We start from the raw sequence: 17803 nt of genomic DNA on the forward strand, positions 1-17803 counted from the left end.
AAGATTGGTATTAGAACTTATGAACCGTATCAACGATCATCAGCAAGAAGCTGAGTGTCAAATGGTTAATGGAAAAGAAAAATACTTTTTTTGCCCACGAATCCGTTTCTTCTTCCTTAATCGTAAAGCCTTTAAAGGCATAAAACGCCCAAAGCACGGACAGTAACACGGACACGATCATAAAAATCATACCGGCATATCCATAAGCATACATAAGGATGGGTACCGGGATCAGCAGCACAATATAAGGAATCATCTGAATCTTAGTCCGATGGATGCCTTTCACGACTGGCAGCAATGGAAATCCTGCTTCGCGATATTCCTCAACTCTGCGAATGGCAAGTGCCCAGAAGTGAGGCGGTTGCCATAAGAACAGTAGTGCGAATAAGAGCCAAGCACCCATGTCAATACGGCCCGATGCGGCCACATAACCAATTACCGGAGGCATAGCTCCAGAAATACCGCCAATGGATGTACTCCATGTAGATGAACGTTTCAACCAGAGTGTGTAGATGCCAACGTAGACAAACATACCCAATATGCCCAGTAGTCCTGCCTTCACACCAGAGAAGAAGAATAAAACAGCCAATCCGACAATACCCAAAATAATAGCGTATGACAACACCGTTGTAGGGGTCAGACGTCCTGTTGGCAGTGAGCGATTACGTGTGCGCTCCATCTTCAAATCCAACTCACGGTCAAAGTAGTTGTTAAAGACACAAGAAGACGCCATAACCAGCATTGTACCTAAGAGTGTAAGAATTAACTTTATATAGTCAACGTCCCATTGCGATGCCAACCAAAAACCACCGAAGGCTGCAACCAGATTAGTACGAAGGATGCCTGGCTTGGTAACTGTAATAAAATCTTTCCAAGTGCCCGCCTTGCCGGGTGGTTTAGATTTTACAGAATAGGTAGCCGCATCCGAAGAAGTCTTATAACTAATATTATCCATTGTGAGTAACTCCCCCTTAGAGATGTATGAATTCGGGAGTAAGTTGAACTCCGATATAAATTTTATCATATACCTACCCCAAAAAGTTTGACAGAAAACGCACAAAACGTTCACAATTCAGATGGCAAATCACCCCTGCTGATCGTTTACAGTAAATTTGGGTAGTAATAAGTACAGGAAACAATACAAAAGGAGCGACAGATATGGATACAGCCACACACTTTGTCATGGGAGTCGGGTTGGCCGGGCTGGCCTATACTGATCCTGTCGTCGCCGGAGATCCCAAACTAGCAGCGGTCATACTGCTCGCTACAGTCGTAGGGTCACAAGCTCCGGACTTTGACACCTTGCTTCGGTTGAAAAATAATGCAGCGTATATTCGCAATCACCGTGGACTGTCGCATTCTATCCCCTTCTGGTTGATATGGATCTTGTCCATAACGGGACTGATTTGCCTGATCTTCAGGGAGGTGCCCCCAGGTCACGTAGCATTATGGGTAACGATTGCCGTCTGCCTGCATGTATTCACAGATTTATTCAATACGTACGGAACCCAGGCATTTCGGCCGTTTACGAATAAGTGGATATCTTGGAATATCATCCATATTTTTGATCCCTTTATTTTCGGCACCCATGTTGCTGCGATCATGCTGTGGATCACCGGATTGGTTCCGCCCGCCCCCTTATTTATTACGCTGTACGTCATTATTGGCCTGTATTACATTTGGCGAACCTGGAGTCATTTTATTACCAGAAAAGCGGTACGTGATATGGACAACAAACGTCAGGAAGGCGACACCTATTATATCATTCCCACGGTATCATGGAACCGGTGGCATGTGGTAAAAGCTCATCAGAATGGAAGCTATGACATTGGCGGATTAAATGGCAAGCATTTATTTTGGACGAAACACGCAACTCCATCCACACATCCAGCCGTAGAGGCCTCCAAATCCTATCGCGATGTGCAAGCATTTCGCTATTTTTCCTCCTTTGCCGTTGCCGAGGTGGAAGAACTGGAGTGGGGCTATATTGTGCGATGGGGAGACGTCAGGTATCGACACCGGAGGCAATATCCATTTGTGGCGGTGGTCGCGATGGATAAGCAATTCGGACTGATCAACAGTTATATTGGATGGCTCAGTGACGAAAAGATGCAAAAACGTCTTTCCTTGCATACGAATTAAAATATTTCCAAGCTAACAATAGGCCGAGTGTATTACAGACAGCAAGTCTCCCTTAAACGGGGGCTTGCTGTTTTTTTGACTATTCCCGTAAAAAAAGCATTTCATGAAAGCGCCCTCTTGACGAAGCAGACTAACGTGATTCACAATGGTCATAAACATGCGCAAAAAAATCCGGAGCATGTTTGCTCCGGATTTTCTTCATCACAGCTGCTCATAATACAGCTTCCAAGATGGGAGTGTTTATGTGTATTACTGCAAGCGGCTGCTGCCCGACAAGGATTGTTCTGCTTGTTGGACCAGCTTTTTCGTGATGTATCCCCCAAGAGAACCTGTTTCGCGGGAAACGACATTACCGAAGTAACCGTCCTGAGGGATGGTGATGCCAAGTTCTTGAGCTGCCTCATATTTTAATTGTTGTAAAGCGGCGTTGGCCTGCGGTACTTGCAGGTTGTTTGAACGACGTCTGCTCATATTTGAATCTCCTTTCAGTTCTTTGTGAGTGAGGTTCATTGCAAGCTTGCAAGATTATTATGGCTCACTTACATCTACTTATTCCTGAAATTCAACATTCGAAGGCTGGAGGTTTTTACCATGAGCAAAGGTCTATCCCTATGGTTCGCCGTTTCATCCATTGTTCTGCTGACAGCAGCCGCTATATCCATCAGCTATTCTGCATGGCTTGCTATATTACTGGGACTTTTATCTGTCGGTAATATCGGCTGGGGCTTCGTAATCAAGGCCCGACAACGCCGTTCTTAAGTTAATTTGTAGAAGACCCCATCTGTCTGTCTTCAATTGACTCTAGCGTAGACGTGGCAAAAAGCCCATGCGCTCTTTGACCGCAGACAGCGTGACTTCAGCAGCTTCTTGAGCACGCTCTGCGGATTGGGCCAAAATATGCCCAATTTCACCGGATTCCCGGATATCGCGATAGCGCTGCTGAATCGGTTCAAGCATAGCTACAACCGTCTCTGCCAGTTCTTTTTTAAATGTCCCATACATTTGGCCTTCATAGCGATCCTGCACTTCTTGGAGCGACAAACCGGAACATTGGCTGTAAATGCCCATCAGATTACTAATTTCCGGTTTATTGGCTGGATCATATCTAACCTCACTGCCCGAATCGGTAGTAGCGCGGCTGATTTTTTTGCGTATGACTTTTGGATCGTCCAGCAGTGCAATAAAACTACCTGCATTCGGATTACTCTTACTCATTTTCTTGGATGCATCATCCAGGGACATAATTCTCGCCCCTACTTCAGGGATATACGGCTCCGGAACAGTAAAATAATCTCCATAACGGTGATTAAAGCGGCCCGCTAAATCACGTGTCAGCTCCAGATGCTGTTTTTGGTCGTCGCCTACTGGGACAAGGTCCGCATTGTAGAGCAAAATGTCAGCTGCCATCAATGACGGATATACGAACAGCCCTGCTCCTACGGAATCCTTGCCGGCGGCTTTGTCCTTAAACTGAGTCATACGCTCCAGCTCGCCCATATTCGTCAGTGTTGTCATCAACCATCCCAGCTCAGCGTGCTGAGGAACATGGGATTGCAAAAAGACATTGGATTTCTCTGGGTTAATACCCGCTGCGATAAATAATGCCGCTACCGCCTCCGACTGCTCACGTAATTGAGCTGGTTCCTGCGGTACAGTAATCGCATGAAGGTCTACGACCATAAAGTAACATTGATGATCCTCTTGCAATTTGACAAAGTTTTTCATTGCGCCGATGTAATTACCCAAAGTAAGTTGTCCACTAGGCTGAATACCTGAAAGTACGGTTTTCATATTCTTCCTCCTCCGATTATTTCAATATTTTAGAACGCAAAAAGGCCCCGCATCCTCAAGGGACGCGAGACCGTGGTACCACCCTTATTCATTGCTGTCAGCCTATGAGTTGTCGGAGCTATCCTCCGTGGCCGCTGCAATCTTGAAGCTCCGTTAACGAGGAGCAATCGGCCGTCATACTGAGGAAAGTAAAATCCTGTTCTGTGCGGCACTCCAAGGTCCATTCAGCAGTGCAGGCTCGCCGATTCTCATCCACCACCGGCTTTCTGAAGAGCTTATGCAAAAGCTTACTTGTCCTCATCATCGTGTTATCCATGTCATTTCTTTCTAAGCTACATTAATGATAATTCCGCTTACTGTTATTGTCAAATGACGATTGTGCCATATGACCAAAAATCTGTTATCATAATGACACGAAGCTTCAACCGATTATAGTGGACAAAGGAGCATGAATATGAAACAAGTGACCAAAGAACACTGGAACGGTTACGACACGTATGTTTTACATAGTGGTGAATTGGAAGTTACAATGATCCCTCGTCTGGGGAATAATATTATCTCCGTGCGTGATCTGAAGCTGAACCGGGATATCGTACGTCGACCTGGCGAGGAAGAATTGGCATTTTATTTACAAAAGCCATATCATTTTGGCTTACCTATTTTGATTCCTCCTGGCCGAATTCGCAAAGGACAATTTGAGTTTGACGGCGTCCCATATGAGTTTGACCGTAATACAGCCAACGACAATCATATACACGGTCTGCACCGTAATCAATCCTGGCGTTGCAGCGATATTGAAGAGGATGAAGAAGGTTGCAGCGTAACAACCGAGTTTCTGACAGAAAGTGATCCGCACTGGATGGAACAATACCCCATTCCTTTGCGGCTGGAAATGACATATCGTTTGCAGGGAACTGTATTAAGCCAAACGCTGCGCGTCACTAATCTAGGTGAAAAAACAGCCCCATTCGGCTTGGGATACCACACTTGGTTTATGGTGGATGGAGAACCTCAGCGCTGGCGCCTGAAGCTGCCGGTGAATGGAGTATATGAACAGGATGCTGAGCAGCTGCCTACAGGTGTCATTACTTCTTTAGATCATTTGGAACAGCTCTCCTCAGGTTTATCTTTGAAAGGAACAAATTTGGATACTGTGCTGCGAGCAGCGGAAGGCCCTGCTGAAGCTGTTTTGACTCGTGATGATGGCTATCAAATCCGCTACACCGCAGATGAGCAATACTTTAAGTATTGGGTACTATATACCAAAGGGGAATGCGATCAGTATCTTTGCATTGAGCCTTATACCTGGCTATCTGATGCTCCCAATTTTCCTGACCCAGTCGGAGATGGTGGGCTGATTCGTCTGGAGCCTCAACAATCCATCGACCTCAAAACTCAGATTCATATCATATATCCTTAATTTCCCTATAGTCGCTTTTCTTCCTTCGGCGCATATTTTCATAACTCTGTCGCATACTAACCTCATCACAGCCGAAGGAGGTGACTACACATGTATGAAGCCAATCAAGGCAGAGGACGTCGTAGCAATACTCTGGTCGTTCCTCAAGCCAACAACGCATTGCAACAATTGAAATATGAAGCTGCGCAAGAACTGGGCATCACCATTCCGGCAGACGGTTACTATGGTGATATGCCGTCCCGTGAAGCTGGGTCTCTGGGAGGCTATATCACTAAACGCTTAGTACAGCTGGCCGAACAGCAATTATCAGGTCGTTCAGGTCAATAAGCGTCATTATTCCACATGAGCATTCCGTTATCGTAATTTACCAAAATGCGTTATAACGGGTATATAACAAAGGCGGTCTTCCTTCGGAAGGCCGCTTTTCTTTGCTCTTTTTAATGTCGATAGTTATTCAGATTTAGCCACGCGATATGTAGGCTTGTTATAGCGGATCATGAGATTCGCCATGTTGTAGTTAGACTCTAATGTTGCATCTACCAAGATTGTTCCTTGTCTGATGGCAAAATCGAAAGCAATCTCACCATGAGTCCAGCTACGCTTGTGATTTAGCGTTTCCAGGGCCATACGCCGAAAATGGTCCCGATGCTCTACAGATAAGCCTGGTTCTACTGCTGCAAATGTGCCACCTTTGCCTGCAATTGGATTATGCCGAATCCCAAATTTACCAACCACATTGTTCCGTATTTGTACAAATACGATACCTGACGATAAACCCGCCAATTCATTATCCAATTCTTTAAAAACAATATCCATCTGCCTCGCCAACGACAATTGACCTACTTCATCCATCAAAAACCCTCCTATATACCTTATATGAAAATATTTAATAGGTCTTACGGCTCAATTATATGCGAAGGTTTTTAAGCTTACAATCAAATTCAACATAATTGGGTATTTATAACTATTTTCTAAGTATATCCATCATTTTAAATTTCGCTAACAGGTAGCATCAATTGCACTTCGACATTTTGCGACTTTATTCATCATCCTCTGCAAAAATTACAAAAAAGGCCCCCCTTACGGGAGACCTTCTAAAATGTAACTCGGTTATTTTGTCATTTGCAAAAATTGCTCAATATCCTGAACAGTAACTTGTGCCGCGTTACGCCAGAAGTCAGCCTGTGTTAAATCGGTCCCCAAGTGCTTGGAGGCCAGTTCTTCTACTGTCATGCGACCTGTATCACGCAGCAAAGCATCATATTGGTCGGCAAAGCCATCCGGATTTTCCTTCGCAAAAGCGTAAATCCCTGCACTGAACATATACCCGAAAGTGTATGGGAAGTTGTAGAAAGGAGTTTCCGTAATATAGAAGTGCAGCTTGGAAGCCCAAAAATGAGGATGAGCCTCATCCAGAACCCCACAAAACGCTTCACGCTGCGCTTCTTCCATCAACTCGCTTAATTGCTGTGCTCCTAGAACACCTTTTTTCCGTAGCTCGTAAAAACGGGTTTCAAACAGGAAACGGGCATGAATGTTCATAAAGAAGGCTACACCACGCTGAATTTTATCCTCCAGCAAAGCTACCTTCTCCTGACCCTCAGCAGCTTCCAGCAGAGCATCTGATACAATCAGTTCTGCCAGCGTCGATGCTGTCTCAGCCACGTTCATAGCATAATTTTGATTCAATGGATGCAATTCATTCATCACATGTTGATGATAACCGTGTCCTAGCTCATGGGCCAGTGTCGAAACGTTGGATGGTGATCCGGCATAGGTCATAAAAATACGGGTTTCTTTGCTTAGACGCAGAGATGTACAAAACCCGCCCGGACGCTTGCCTGGACGATCCTCTGCTTCGATCCAGCTTTTCTCAAAAGCCATCTGGGCAAAGTCAGCCATTCTCGAACTAAATTTACCAAATTGCTCAACAATCGTTGCGGCTGCATCGTCGTAAGGGATTTTAGTGGTCGATGTTCCCAGCGGAGCTTCAATGTCATGCCAGGACAGTTTTTCTAAGCCTAGCAGCTTGGCTTTCCGCTCCAGGTACTTGACTACAATAGGCTTTGTTTCATTAATCACCTGCCACATCGTATCCAACGTTTGGGCTGACATACGACTGATTTCCAGCGGTTCCTTGAGCACGTCTGTCCAGCCCCGGTTTTCATATAGCTTGAGGCGGAAGCCTGCCAGATGATTCAGCGTATCGGCACAATAGTCCTCTACCTGAGTCCATGCCTCTTCCCAACGTGCAAATACGTCTTTACGTACGCCGCGATCTGCTTCATCCAACTTATTCGCTGCCTGACCTACAGACAGGTGTACAATTTCACCATTTTCAGGCACCGGGATCGTCATATTTTTGACAATGGTATCATAAAAGTCACCCCAGCCATGGTAACCATCCACTGCCAAATCCAATGCAAGACTCTCCAGCTCAGGAGCCATTTTTTCGCGCGCTTCGTTCCGGTATTCAGTTAGGACAAAGGAAATCGGCTTGATCGCTTCGCGCTCCATCCACTTCTGCCAAATGTCTTCACTGGTTTGTGCCAGCAAGTTCTGGAAAGCGACTAAGGCACTTTTTCCTTGGGCATACAACGAATTGACACGCGCCCCCAGTTGAACAGCCAGCTTGTCATGCTGATTTTGAGCAGTTAAACAAGATACAAAAGAACCTGCCTGCGATGCTCCATTAAACAGCTCCTGTATGCTATTCAGAACACTATCCAGACGCTCGGTATCCAACACCGTTTGTGGCACTTTGGCTACTTTAAGCTGGGATTGCAGCTGTTGGACCTTGCTCTCCAGTTCTTCCAAAAATGCATGAAATGAGGCAGAGGAAGAGCCTCCGCTAAAAATAGATTCCAGATCCCATGTTTGCTTTAACGGTGTTTTCATAATAGTTCCACCTTTCTTTTTTGGCGAATTCATGTGGTTTCATATACAATAAAGCTACATCGTGATGGTACAATCACTACAATTAGGAGGAAAACAGGATGAGACCCTTACAAATTTCGCCGGAAACGGCTGTGAAATTATCCGAAAAACTCGGCATTCCGCTGGAACACCTTATGCATACACCCCAGCACATTTTGATGCAAAAGCTGGCCGAACTAGCTAAAGAAGAAGCCGCTGGCTCGAACGGCGGAGAATCGGACAAATCATGATTCCTTTTGATAAAACCTGGCCTTATGACATTGTCATGGGAGATGTTTATGTACAGTCTTGTCCGTTTTGCAACCATGATAACGTCTTGCTGCCCCTGAAGCCCAAAGAGCTTAAGCTCATTCATGAAGGCATGAAAAAGCTGCTTGTGTTTCCATGCTGCCATAACAAGGTTACTTTGGTGGATTGTGACGACGATTATTTGCTGTCAGATACCACGTTGCGCCATCATTAATTCATGAGGCAGTTGCAAGATAACTCGTTTTACAAACAAGGTGTGAACCATGAGCCTAAATTGGTCATAGTGCACACCTTTATTTCTTCAAGAGGAGCTTGCGTTCTGCATTTCCTCAGGTAGCTGGAAGTTTTTTGCCAGCATTTGTTCACGCAGGACAGACCACTGTTCACGAGAAGCTCTAATCATCGCTGCATCCATAATTTTCTTATCATTAATGACACGCGAAAACCAGCGCACTGCTTCGTTAAAGTTCCCCGTACGTCGATGCAGTTCACCAATCAGATAAAGCAGTTTGGCATTATTCGCACCAACGCCCTCCAGCTCATAGACTCGAACATAGGAATCCAAACTAAATTTGAGAAAGCGAAGCTCCTGCTCCTCATTCCCCTGGTATCTGTACATCCATGCAATATGCTGCAATAGACTGGCTACTACGCGTTCCTTTTCTCCGATGACCTGTGCACAGAGTAAACCCAACTTGTACGTTTCTAACGCCTCTTCCCAGCTACGATGCCCGCCATATTCGCGAGGCTGCCAGCGATTACCGATTTTATCCTTAAATAGCTTGGTTTGCTGATCGCTTAACTGAACGGTAGAGTGCTCTGTCGAAGTAAATCCACAATGAGGACAGACCCGTACGACATAAAAATCGGGATTTTCGTTCTTATAATAAGCGCAAAAATCTGAATCGGTACGAATAGCCTTCTTTAGGCTTGGTCTGACACGGGATGTCTGAAATTCTTGTTCGCATTGCGGACAGACGATTTTGATCTGATATAACGGTTCAAGTTCCAATGTTTTTACAACCCTCTCCAAAATTCGGCAATCCCCGAAAGCTTACGGGGTATTTACAAAATGATGCGCAGGACCGGACAAACGACTAAGTATGATGGAACGAAGCGGCTCCTCAATTCCCGTATCCGTTAACGCATCTGCCATACAAGACAACCATGCCTCTGCTCGCTCCTCCGTCACGGGGAACTTCATATGTCTGGCACGTAACATCGGATGACCATATGCATCAGAAAAGAGGGACGGCCCTCCAAAAAACTGGCTCAGGAACATAAACTGCTTTTCCTTTACCGGCTCCATGTCTTTAGGAAACAGGGGACTTAACAACGGATCTTTATAAACTCTCGGGTAGAAGGCCTCAATAATAGCACGAATACCTTCCGCACCCCCAAGGTTGTCATAAATGCTCAGGCTAGGATTCACTTTTCCTCCAACTTTCTGTGCTATGGTAATAAATATACACTCGTATTATAACAAAAAACAAAAAATGACGCTAAAAATAAGCGTCATTTTATCAATTTAACATATGAAGAGGTTTGCTTCACTGCACATCGCTTCGTCATTCCATGAATACCACTAATAACTCCGCCAATCCTCTTCACCGGGATGGACGAGAGAGGCACGAATGACATACACAAAAGCACATACAAACAGACCGGCAACGATACTCATCCTGATCACTCCATCCTTAAGGTTATGGAATCGTTGTTTTCTTATTTTAACATACTCTTTACAAAAAAACAGCATTCCATGTAATCGTTTTCTTTACTTTTTTGTACTCTTTGTCCATCCTCGACATAGGTATAATAGTACAACTCCAAAGGAGGGGCCTCTATGTCGCTGTACCGCCGTTTCTCGCTTCCTTTGCTCATCCTTATGCTGTTATTCCTATTCATACTGATGGCCGCGTATCCGCAATCTTCTTTGAATGCCGGGCTTCGCGGTCTTGCCATCTGGTGGGATGTGCTGTTCCCGTCCCTATTCCCATTTTTCGTTATTTCCGAGCTTCTTCTCGGCTTTGGAATTGTCCATTTCATAGGTGCGCTACTGGACCCACTGATGCAGCCTCTATTCCGTGTACCTGGGTGCGGGGGGTTTGTCGCGGCGGTCAGTTGTGCATCCGGCTACCCTATAGGGGCCAAATTAACCGCTAAGTTGTGGGAACAAAAATGGATCACTCGCATTGAAGGTGAACGTTTGGTCGCGTTTACGACTTCCTCTGATCCGATATTTCTGATTGGTGCAGTTTCTGTTGGCTTCTTCCATCAACCCGAAATTGCACTCGTCCTGGGAGCGGCTCATTACGGTGGCGTTCTCATCATCGGACTACTCATGCGCTTCCATGGTTCCCGTTCAGAAAAAAACGATATTCGCAGCGAACGCTCTCAACCTCCTCAAAAAGCCTGGTCGAAGTCTGCTAACACATTAACAACAGGTCGCAATAAACAGCCTGGACCACTGCGCCAAGCATTATATGCCATGCATACAGCACGTTTGGAAGATGGCCGTCCATTGGGTGAGTTGCTTCGTCAGGCGATTGCTTCCTCCCTACGCCTTATTATTGTCGTAGGAGGGCTGGTTGTATTCTTCTGCGTCATTTTAGAAGCTTTGACGAACTCCGGCTTAATGAGCGGGCTTCATCTGCTTACGGCTAGCCTATTGTCTGCCTGTGGTCTTCCTCCTACATTAACAGAGTCCATCGTAGGTGGTATTTTTGAAGTCACTTTAGGTGCGCAAGCTGCAGGTGAAGCTGCAACAGCGGCATTACCGTTCAAGGTAGCCGCAGCAGCTTTTGTTCTCTCCTGGGGCGGGCTATCCGTCCATGCACAGGTTGCAAGTATTTTAAATATGACGAATCTCCGCTATATGCCATTTTTGCTGGCCCGGGCTGCGCACGGGATCATCTCTGCATTGCTAGCTCTCGTATTATGGCGCCCGTTAATGGGGCAGGGAAGCTCTCCAGTCTTTTCTCCGGTACACGATATCGCATGGTCCCCTGGCTTCTCGTCCGCTATGCTGCTGCAAAGTCTGCTGCTGCTTGCCTGCATACTGGCCGGAATGCTTGCTCTCTCCTGGTTAAGCGTGGGTACAAGTCGCTTATTCATACGATTGAAAGGAACACACCGGCAATGAACGATTGTGTTCTTGCTCATAATTGATTATGATCGATATATACCCATGACAAAGGAGCTTTTCATCTTGAGATATTATGTTCTGGATCGCGGGGATCAGCACTCCATGGACTTGAGTCAGCAATTTCACCGTCTTGCCCAAGAAAAGAATTTCAAGCTGGATGCCGAATCGCCGGAAATCGTCGTGTCTATTGGAGGCGATGGTACGATGCTTCATGCGTTTCATACCTTCATTGACCGCATTCCGGATATTGCCTTTGTTGGTGTACATACCGGTCATCTGGGCTTTTACGCGGATTGGCGTGCGGACGAGCTGGAGGAGCTAATCCACCTGATGAGCCAAAGCGGATCTAAGGGACCGCTTAACCCGAGAATCGTTAAGTATCCACTGATTGAGTTGGAAATTCACAAGAAGTCAGGCAATGCTTCTTTTATTGCCTTAAATGAGTTTACATTAAAAGGGGTAGATGGCACGGTCGTTGCCCAAGTAGATATTAACGATATCACCTTTGAGATGTTCCGTGGTGATGGTATATGTGTTTCTACACCTTCAGGAACAACCGCCTATAATAAAGCACTTGGCGGAGCTATGGTTCACCCTACCATTGAAGCATTACAGTTGACTGAGATCGCTTCCATTAATAACCGTGTGTACCGGACATTGGGATCCCCCCTGCTACTGCCAAAACATCATCATTGTGATATTTTTTCACGGAAAGATCAGCGTCTTTTACTGACTGTAGATCACCTGAACTTTCCTGTGGATGACTTGATCTCTGTTCGATGTCAGGTTGCAAGTCAGAAGATCAGCTTCGCTCGTTACCGTCCTTTCCCATTTTGGGATCGGGTACGCAACGCTTTCCTCAATTAGAATCTGTAAAAGAGCCAAATCATGGCTCTTTTTTTAATTGATCAGGAGGAAGCATTAGCCCCATTTTAAAATTTGCAAAAAGTTGGTCATAACATTGGCAGTTGTGGAGGACTTACAAACAAAACGGCTCCTGAAAATTCAGGAACCGTTTTGTTGTGAAGATGTGAATGTTTTATTTTTTTGACGCTGGCCCTCGGGTTCACGCGAAACACGAACTTGCCGTCCCTCCCGATTTTCCTTTGGCTGGCGATCATAGCGTGGCCCACGCGATTCCTTTTTATCGAAGTTTCCTTGTGGATTGCGCTGCCTACGTGGTTCCCGGGCTTGCGGCCCTTCCCCCGAACTTCGCCCATCCTTTGCTTCACGCGGTTCCCTTGACTGGCGCGAATCACGTGCTTCACGCTGCCGATTTCCTTCACGTCCTTCTCTGGATGGGCGACTTTCGCGAGCTTCACGCGGCTGTCGTTCACGTGCTTCCTGCGCATCCTTCGGTTCCCTACGTTGCAACTCTCGTGGTTGGCGGGCTTCTGAAGGCTGTTCCACTCTCGACTCCTCTGTAGCTGCGGAATCCTGCTGTGGTTGCGGCCATTCCGTTTGTCCAGCTGAAGGTTGCGAACCTTCTTGGCGCTCTTCAGTTTCTGACATTTCCGCTTGTTCCCTTTGAGCATCTACCAACTGCTGGATGTCGGGAGGAACGAAGTCATCACTGGTACCGTTCTTATTTTCAACTTCACGGCTTTTTTGCAGCACAAAATAGGCACAGCCAAAATTGCAGTATTCATTAATATAATCGTCCAATACCACAATGGATGTATCTTTATTGGCTTTGGGGTGCCCTTCTCGATAAAACCCCTTCAGACGAAGCTGATTGTAACCCCAATCGCCAATAATATAATCATAGCGATCCAACACTTCACTATATCGATCACGAAAGGCTTCGGGATTCCACCCGTTCTTGTGATCCTGCAACACTTCATAGTTTTTACCACCGATTTGAAACAAGCTATTCTGACCGCCTTTCCCGGATCAAACCTGCGAAAGGGCGCTTTCTTCCTTATGCTGAGCGGCCGACTTCACCTGCTCATGCGCTTGGTAGGAGCTGCGGACCATCGGACCGGATTCGACGTGGCTGAATCCTCGCTGTAATCCCTCTTCCTTTAACTTCGCAAAATCTTCCGGTGGATAATATTTTTGCACATATAAATGTTTCTCGGATGGCTGCAAGTATTGACCAATTGTCATAATGTCACAATCGACTTTGCGCAGATCATCCATGGTTTGTAAGATCTCGTCCCACTCTTCTCCGACACCTAACATGATGCTTGATTTCGTTGGGATATCCGGGTTTAATTGCTTTGCACGTTGAAGCAGCTCCAGAGAGCGGTGATATTTCGCTTTAGCCCGAACCTTGTCGGACATGCGTTCCACCGTTTCAATATTATGATTCAAAATATCTGGCTTGGCATCCATGACGATTCGCAGCGACTCAATGTCGCCCATAAAGTCGGGAATCAATACTTCTACACTGCAAAAAGGTAATCGGCGGCGAATCGCACGAACCGTTTCTGCAAATATTGTAGCGCCCCCGTCTTTCAAATCATCGCGGGCCACACTGGTTACGACACAGTGTTTTAAATTCATGTTCTCAGCCGCTTCTGCGACGCGTTCAGGCTCCTGCAAGTCCAGTTCCGTAGGCATTCCCGTATTTACTGCGCAAAAACGACACGCACGCGTACAAATATCACCCAAAATCATAAATGTAGCTGTCCTGTTAGCCCAGCATTCATATATATTAGGGCATCGTGCCTCCTCACATACGGTATGTAATGTCTTGGAACGCATCATGCTCTTGATTTCCTGATAGTTATCGCCTGTCGTAAGTTTAATACGAATCCAATCGGGTTTAGCTTCCTTCACTTTTTTAGACAATGGCATAGACCTTCTTTCTGATAAGCTTAAGCTGTCATTGCCATACATTATAGCATGAAAGCCATGGAAAAACCTCCATTCATTGTTCCCTTTTTGATATGACATTGATGCCGGAAAAAGTAAACTCTTGAGATGGATAAAAGCGGCGGATATGGCTCAATCTAATCAAAAGCGCCCTATTTACGCGAATACGGGCCAGAATTTACCGGGCGGTTAAGCCCTTTTATAGGAGGTCGGTTCACGTGTCTTACCCTACGCGGGCAGTCCGCGCTGTTCGTCTGTTATCGCTGCTGTTGTGCGCTACTACACTGACAACGGCTTGTCCGCTTCCTGCTCATGCCCTTGCCGAGCACACAAAGTCCTCGTCAGCCGGAAATAACCTGACAGCAAATATGGATGCTTCACATGCTTCGTCTTCATCGTATACGTCCAGACTTGCCTTATATCACTCCATCGAAGCCCTGACAGGAGTCCCTTGGTACAGACTGGCTGCCATCGACCAGTACGAACGCACACTCACGGTGGCCCATCCCAAGGATCGCAAGCATGCGGAACGGATCATAGGTATTTTTGTGACAGGACCGGTATGGTCCGGTCTGTTGAACCCTGATGCCGAGGATCAAAATCCACGTTCCATTGAACTATTTTCCGGGCTGGGACAAGACGGCTCAGGCGATGGAATCGCTGACCGCAATAATGACAAAGATTTGCTGTTCAGCATCGCTTCTTATCTCGGAAAGTATGGAAATAACGAGGATGAATTTGGTATTGCCGTGTGGGAATATTACCATAACAGCCGCTCGGTTCAAAGAGTTCAGCAGTTTGCCAAGCTGTATCAGAGGTATGGCAAACTTGATCTGGTCAGTCAAGCTTTTCCGCTGCCTCTAGGCAGCATTTATAGCTACCGCAGCACTTGGGGAAGCCGACGCAGCTGGGGGGGCTACCGTATACACGAGGGGACTGACCTGTTTGCTGGCTACGGAGTTCCGGTTCGCAGCACCTGCTACGGTGTAGTTGAAATGAAGGGCTGGAACCCCTTCGGAGGCTGGCGAATCGGTATTCGTGATCTCAACAACCGCTATCACTACTATGCACACCTTTCCGGCTTTGATAAAACCGTTCATAACGGAGACATCGTCACGCCTGGTCAGACAGTTGGCTGGGTGGGAAGCTCGGGCTATGGAAAACCGGGTACCCAAGGCAAGTTCCCACCACATCTACACTATGGTATATACCGGGACAATGGCTGGACAGACTGGTCCTTTGACCCCTATCCGCTATTAAGACAGTGGGAGCAGAGTGAACGTAAAGCGCTCAAATCAGGAAAAACCAAAGGGACCTCCTCATAGGTCCCTTTGGTTTTTTTGAGTAACTCACACTCACCCCCTCTTGTTTATGGCGTTGGGGACTGATTGAGGGAATTGGGGTCTTCCTGTATCTCTGGAACACTTTCTATGCTGGAACTTACAGCGCCGCCACTCTCTATGGAATGGGAAGGCAGTGCCAACTGCGGAGCGGTTGCACCATTTTTACCGACTGGTTTCCCCTGATTGTCATAGTAGTACATCGGGACGTTGCCCACCACCAGCAAATAAGAAACCGGGATTTCCGTCTCCACAATCTGAGGTTGCATTTCAAACGGTATAACCACAGACACTTCCGTCGTAATTCGAATGTATACTTCCACCAAGATCATGTTTATGCCCGCATCCTGCTGACGTGTATTTAAATCCACCTTGATTGCTCCATGCGGCTCCACTTTTAGGGGAACCTTGGGTCCATAAGCTGCCAGCAGCGGACTCCCCAATGCCTGACCAATCGGAACACTTTCATCAAAATGACTCATACTGTCCATCGTTGCCTTGACTGCTTTGAGCGTGTCTGACGTAATTCTCATATGCTCCGCATAATTTAGAACAAATCCAGAGGTTCTCCCTTGCGTATCCGTTCTCCATTCGATCAAATTATCAGCAGTCTTCCCCTGCTCTACCTGCGCAGTAATTGCTGAATTAATAGCCTCTGTCGCCATTTGTTTGACCCGCACTTTAGCCAGATGCATCATGGGTGGCTTCAAATGCTGTTCCACATAGGCGGCCACCTGTACGATTCCTACCAGCAGCGCCAATGCCACAATGAGCCACATCCTGCGTCTGCCACGTCGCCTTCTGTTCGGTCTGCTGTGCCATTGCGGTTTTCTATTCATTCTGATCCCCCCGCAGCGATGAGCTTACTTTAGAAGGATATGCCGCAAATAAACGAAAAAGAAGCCGCCCGTCCGGCAGCTCCTCCTGGTGGTAAACATATATGATTTCAAATACGAATCAGTCCAACTCAACTCATTATTTGAAAATGTGGTCAATCTTCTCGATATCCGCTTGACTCAATTGGACATTCAGCGTTTTCAGATTCGCCAGAACCTGCTCCGGTCCCTTCGCGCCTGGAATGAGGGCATCAATCGAATCACGGGTCAAATACCATGCAAGCACCACATGAGCAACCTCTGCATTCAACGCATTAGCGATCTCGCGTACCTGCTCCACTTTGTCCAAATTACGAGCAAATGCCTCTCCCTGAAACAATGGATCTTTCGCTCTGATGTCCGTAAAAGTCATGTCTTTCGTATACTTACCACCTAGTAGTCCAGAAGCTAGCGGGAAATACGGCACAAACGAAATGCCATTTTCCTTAGTATAAGGCAGTAGATCCTTCTCAGCTTCCCGTTGCAACAAATTATAATGGGATTGAAGCACATCTACATAGCCGTCACTATTCGCATCCTTAAGTTGTTCAATGGTAAAGTTAGATACACCAATAGCTTTAATTTTGCCTTCGTCCTTAAGCTTCTTCAGTTCTCCGACTGCTTCTGCCTTTGGCGTAGCTTCATCTGGGAAATGGATATAGAACAGATCAATATAATCTGTTTGTAATCTTTTCAGACTGGATTCGACGGATTCACGTAAAAAAGCAGGCGAGTTGTCAAAAACAACCTCTCCGTTCACAAATTTATGCGCTCCCTTGGTCGCTATGACAGCTTCCTCACGTTTGCCGCGCTCTTTAAGTACCTCACCGATCAACCGCTCTGAGTGCTCAGGCCCATAAATAAAAGCTGTATCCAGAAAATTGATGCCGTTATCCAAAGCTGTGCGAACGACTTCTTTGCCCGTTTCATTGTTCAAACCGGAAAAAAGATTATGTCCTCCTACCTTATTCGCACCCAAACCGATTGGTTTTACATATAAATCTGTTTTGCCAATACGCACTTGCTCTGCCAATTCACGTCATCTCCTTTTCGAAAGTTACTTCCATTTTATTATTAGATTCCA

The 17803-nt window shown here is 46.3% G+C and carries 20 protein-coding genes and 1 other annotated feature; of the genes, 9 read left to right on the plus strand and 11 right to left on the minus strand.

Annotated features, from left to right (window positions below; translation table 11 throughout):
• Positions 1–10: 10 nt before the first annotated feature.
• Complete coding sequence (gene cyoE, locus MKX36_RS20160) at positions 11–955, minus strand: heme o synthase (protein WP_340865455.1); 945 nt, start codon at positions 953–955, stop codon at positions 11–13.
• Positions 956–1158: 203 nt separating this feature from the next.
• Between cyoE and MKX36_RS20165 the strand changes: the two genes are divergently transcribed.
• The gene (locus MKX36_RS20165; RefSeq protein WP_340865456.1) at positions 1159–2142 is read left to right on the plus strand and encodes a metal-dependent hydrolase; all 984 of its coding nucleotides are present in this window, start codon (positions 1159–1161) and stop codon (positions 2140–2142) included.
• 249 nt (positions 2143–2391) lie between these two features.
• Here MKX36_RS20165 and MKX36_RS20170 read toward each other — a convergent pair whose 3' ends face one another.
• A complete protein-coding gene (locus MKX36_RS20170) occupies positions 2392–2613 on the minus strand; it encodes an alpha/beta-type small acid-soluble spore protein (protein ID WP_013311857.1) in 222 nt (73 codons plus the stop codon).
• 120 nt (positions 2614–2733) lie between these two features.
• Here MKX36_RS20170 and MKX36_RS20175 point away from each other — a divergent pair, with 120 nt between their 5' ends.
• A complete protein-coding gene (locus MKX36_RS20175) occupies positions 2734–2901 on the plus strand; it encodes a hypothetical protein (RefSeq protein ID WP_016324694.1) in 168 nt (55 codons plus the stop codon).
• A 42-nt stretch (positions 2902–2943) separates the two neighbouring features.
• Here MKX36_RS20175 and trpS read toward each other — a convergent pair whose 3' ends face one another.
• Positions 2944–3933: a tryptophan--tRNA ligase gene (gene trpS / locus MKX36_RS20180; RefSeq protein ID WP_016819987.1), complete on the minus strand. Its 990-nt coding sequence runs from the start codon at positions 3931–3933 to the stop codon at positions 2944–2946.
• A gap of 55 nt (positions 3934–3988) precedes the next feature.
• Positions 3989–4246: a binding site (T-box leader), on the minus strand.
• 141 nt (positions 4247–4387) lie between these two features.
• Between trpS and MKX36_RS20185 the strand changes: the two genes are divergently transcribed.
• Together MKX36_RS20185 and MKX36_RS20190 are read left to right on the plus strand one after the other, a co-directional pair.
• On the plus strand, positions 4388–5353 hold the full coding sequence (locus MKX36_RS20185; RefSeq protein ID WP_340865460.1) for an aldose 1-epimerase: 966 nt from the start codon (positions 4388–4390) through the stop codon (positions 5351–5353).
• Positions 5354–5443: 90 nt separating this feature from the next.
• Entirely contained in the window at positions 5444–5680 is a 237-nt protein-coding gene (locus tag MKX36_RS20190; RefSeq protein WP_013372934.1) for an alpha/beta-type small acid-soluble spore protein, read from the plus strand.
• A 123-nt stretch (positions 5681–5803) separates the two neighbouring features.
• Here the strand turns inward: MKX36_RS20190 and MKX36_RS20195 are convergent, their stop codons facing one another.
• Entirely contained in the window at positions 5804–6205 is a 402-nt protein-coding gene (locus MKX36_RS20195) for an O-methyltransferase (RefSeq protein ID WP_330720934.1), read from the minus strand.
• Between the two features lie 258 nt (positions 6206–6463).
• Positions 6464–8251 (minus strand): M3 family oligoendopeptidase, encoded by a 1788-nt coding sequence (locus tag MKX36_RS20200; RefSeq protein WP_340865462.1) that lies wholly within the window; start codon positions 8249–8251, stop codon positions 6464–6466.
• 98 nt (positions 8252–8349) lie between these two features.
• Here MKX36_RS20200 and MKX36_RS20205 point away from each other — a divergent pair, with 98 nt between their 5' ends.
• Entirely contained in the window at positions 8350–8520 is a 171-nt protein-coding gene (locus MKX36_RS20205; RefSeq protein WP_016819983.1) for a YycC family protein, read from the plus strand.
• Positions 8517–8753, plus strand: a complete 237-nt coding sequence (locus tag MKX36_RS20210) for a hypothetical protein (protein WP_013372938.1) — start codon at positions 8517–8519, stop codon at positions 8751–8753. Before MKX36_RS20205 ends, MKX36_RS20210 begins: the two co-directional genes overlap by 4 nt.
• 87 nt (positions 8754–8840) lie before the next feature.
• On the opposite strand, the gene MKX36_RS20215 is transcribed toward MKX36_RS20210, so the two are convergent.
• Both MKX36_RS20215 and MKX36_RS20220 read right to left on the minus strand, forming a co-directional pair.
• Positions 8841–9551 carry a DUF2225 domain-containing protein gene (locus MKX36_RS20215; protein WP_017427265.1) on the minus strand — a complete coding sequence of 237 codons (711 nt, stop codon included), beginning with the start codon at positions 9549–9551 and terminating at the stop codon, positions 8841–8843.
• Positions 9552–9593: 42 nt separating this feature from the next.
• Positions 9594–9971: a globin domain-containing protein gene (locus MKX36_RS20220; protein ID WP_013372940.1), complete on the minus strand. Its 378-nt coding sequence runs from the start codon at positions 9969–9971 to the stop codon at positions 9594–9596.
• Positions 9972–10382: 411 nt separating this feature from the next.
• On the opposite strand from MKX36_RS20220, the gene ylbJ reads away from it, so the two are divergent.
• Complete coding sequence (gene ylbJ / locus MKX36_RS20225; RefSeq protein ID WP_340865464.1) at positions 10383–11681, plus strand: sporulation integral membrane protein YlbJ; 1299 nt, start codon at positions 10383–10385, stop codon at positions 11679–11681.
• A gap of 66 nt (positions 11682–11747) precedes the next feature.
• A complete protein-coding gene (locus MKX36_RS20230; RefSeq protein WP_017427262.1) occupies positions 11748–12551 on the plus strand; it encodes an NAD kinase in 804 nt (267 codons plus the stop codon).
• Between the two features lie 138 nt (positions 12552–12689).
• On the opposite strand, the gene MKX36_RS20235 is transcribed toward MKX36_RS20230, so the two are convergent.
• Both MKX36_RS20235 and lipA read right to left on the minus strand, forming a co-directional pair.
• Positions 12690–13553, minus strand: a complete 864-nt coding sequence (locus tag MKX36_RS20235) for a YutD-like domain-containing protein (protein WP_340865465.1) — start codon at positions 13551–13553, stop codon at positions 12690–12692.
• A gap of 24 nt (positions 13554–13577) precedes the next feature.
• Complete coding sequence (gene lipA / locus MKX36_RS20240; protein ID WP_016819978.1) at positions 13578–14480, minus strand: lipoyl synthase; 903 nt, start codon at positions 14478–14480, stop codon at positions 13578–13580.
• 242 nt (positions 14481–14722) lie between these two features.
• Between lipA and MKX36_RS20245 the strand changes: the two genes are divergently transcribed.
• Positions 14723–15829: a M23 family metallopeptidase gene (locus MKX36_RS20245; protein ID WP_016819977.1), complete on the plus strand. Its 1107-nt coding sequence runs from the start codon at positions 14723–14725 to the stop codon at positions 15827–15829.
• A gap of 44 nt (positions 15830–15873) precedes the next feature.
• Here MKX36_RS20245 and yunB read toward each other — a convergent pair whose 3' ends face one another.
• Both yunB and MKX36_RS20255 read right to left on the minus strand, forming a co-directional pair.
• Entirely contained in the window at positions 15874–16623 is a 750-nt protein-coding gene (gene yunB / locus MKX36_RS20250; RefSeq protein WP_340866133.1) for a sporulation protein YunB, read from the minus strand.
• Between the two features lie 196 nt (positions 16624–16819).
• The gene (locus tag MKX36_RS20255) at positions 16820–17752 is read right to left on the minus strand and encodes an aldo/keto reductase (RefSeq protein ID WP_016819975.1); all 933 of its coding nucleotides are present in this window, start codon (positions 17750–17752) and stop codon (positions 16820–16822) included.
• Between the last annotated feature and the right edge of the window lie 51 nt (positions 17753–17803).

The sequence above is a fragment of the Paenibacillus sp. FSL W8-0439 genome (assembly GCF_038008995.1).
GTDB classification, from domain to species: domain Bacteria; phylum Bacillota; class Bacilli; order Paenibacillales; family Paenibacillaceae; genus Paenibacillus; species Paenibacillus polymyxa.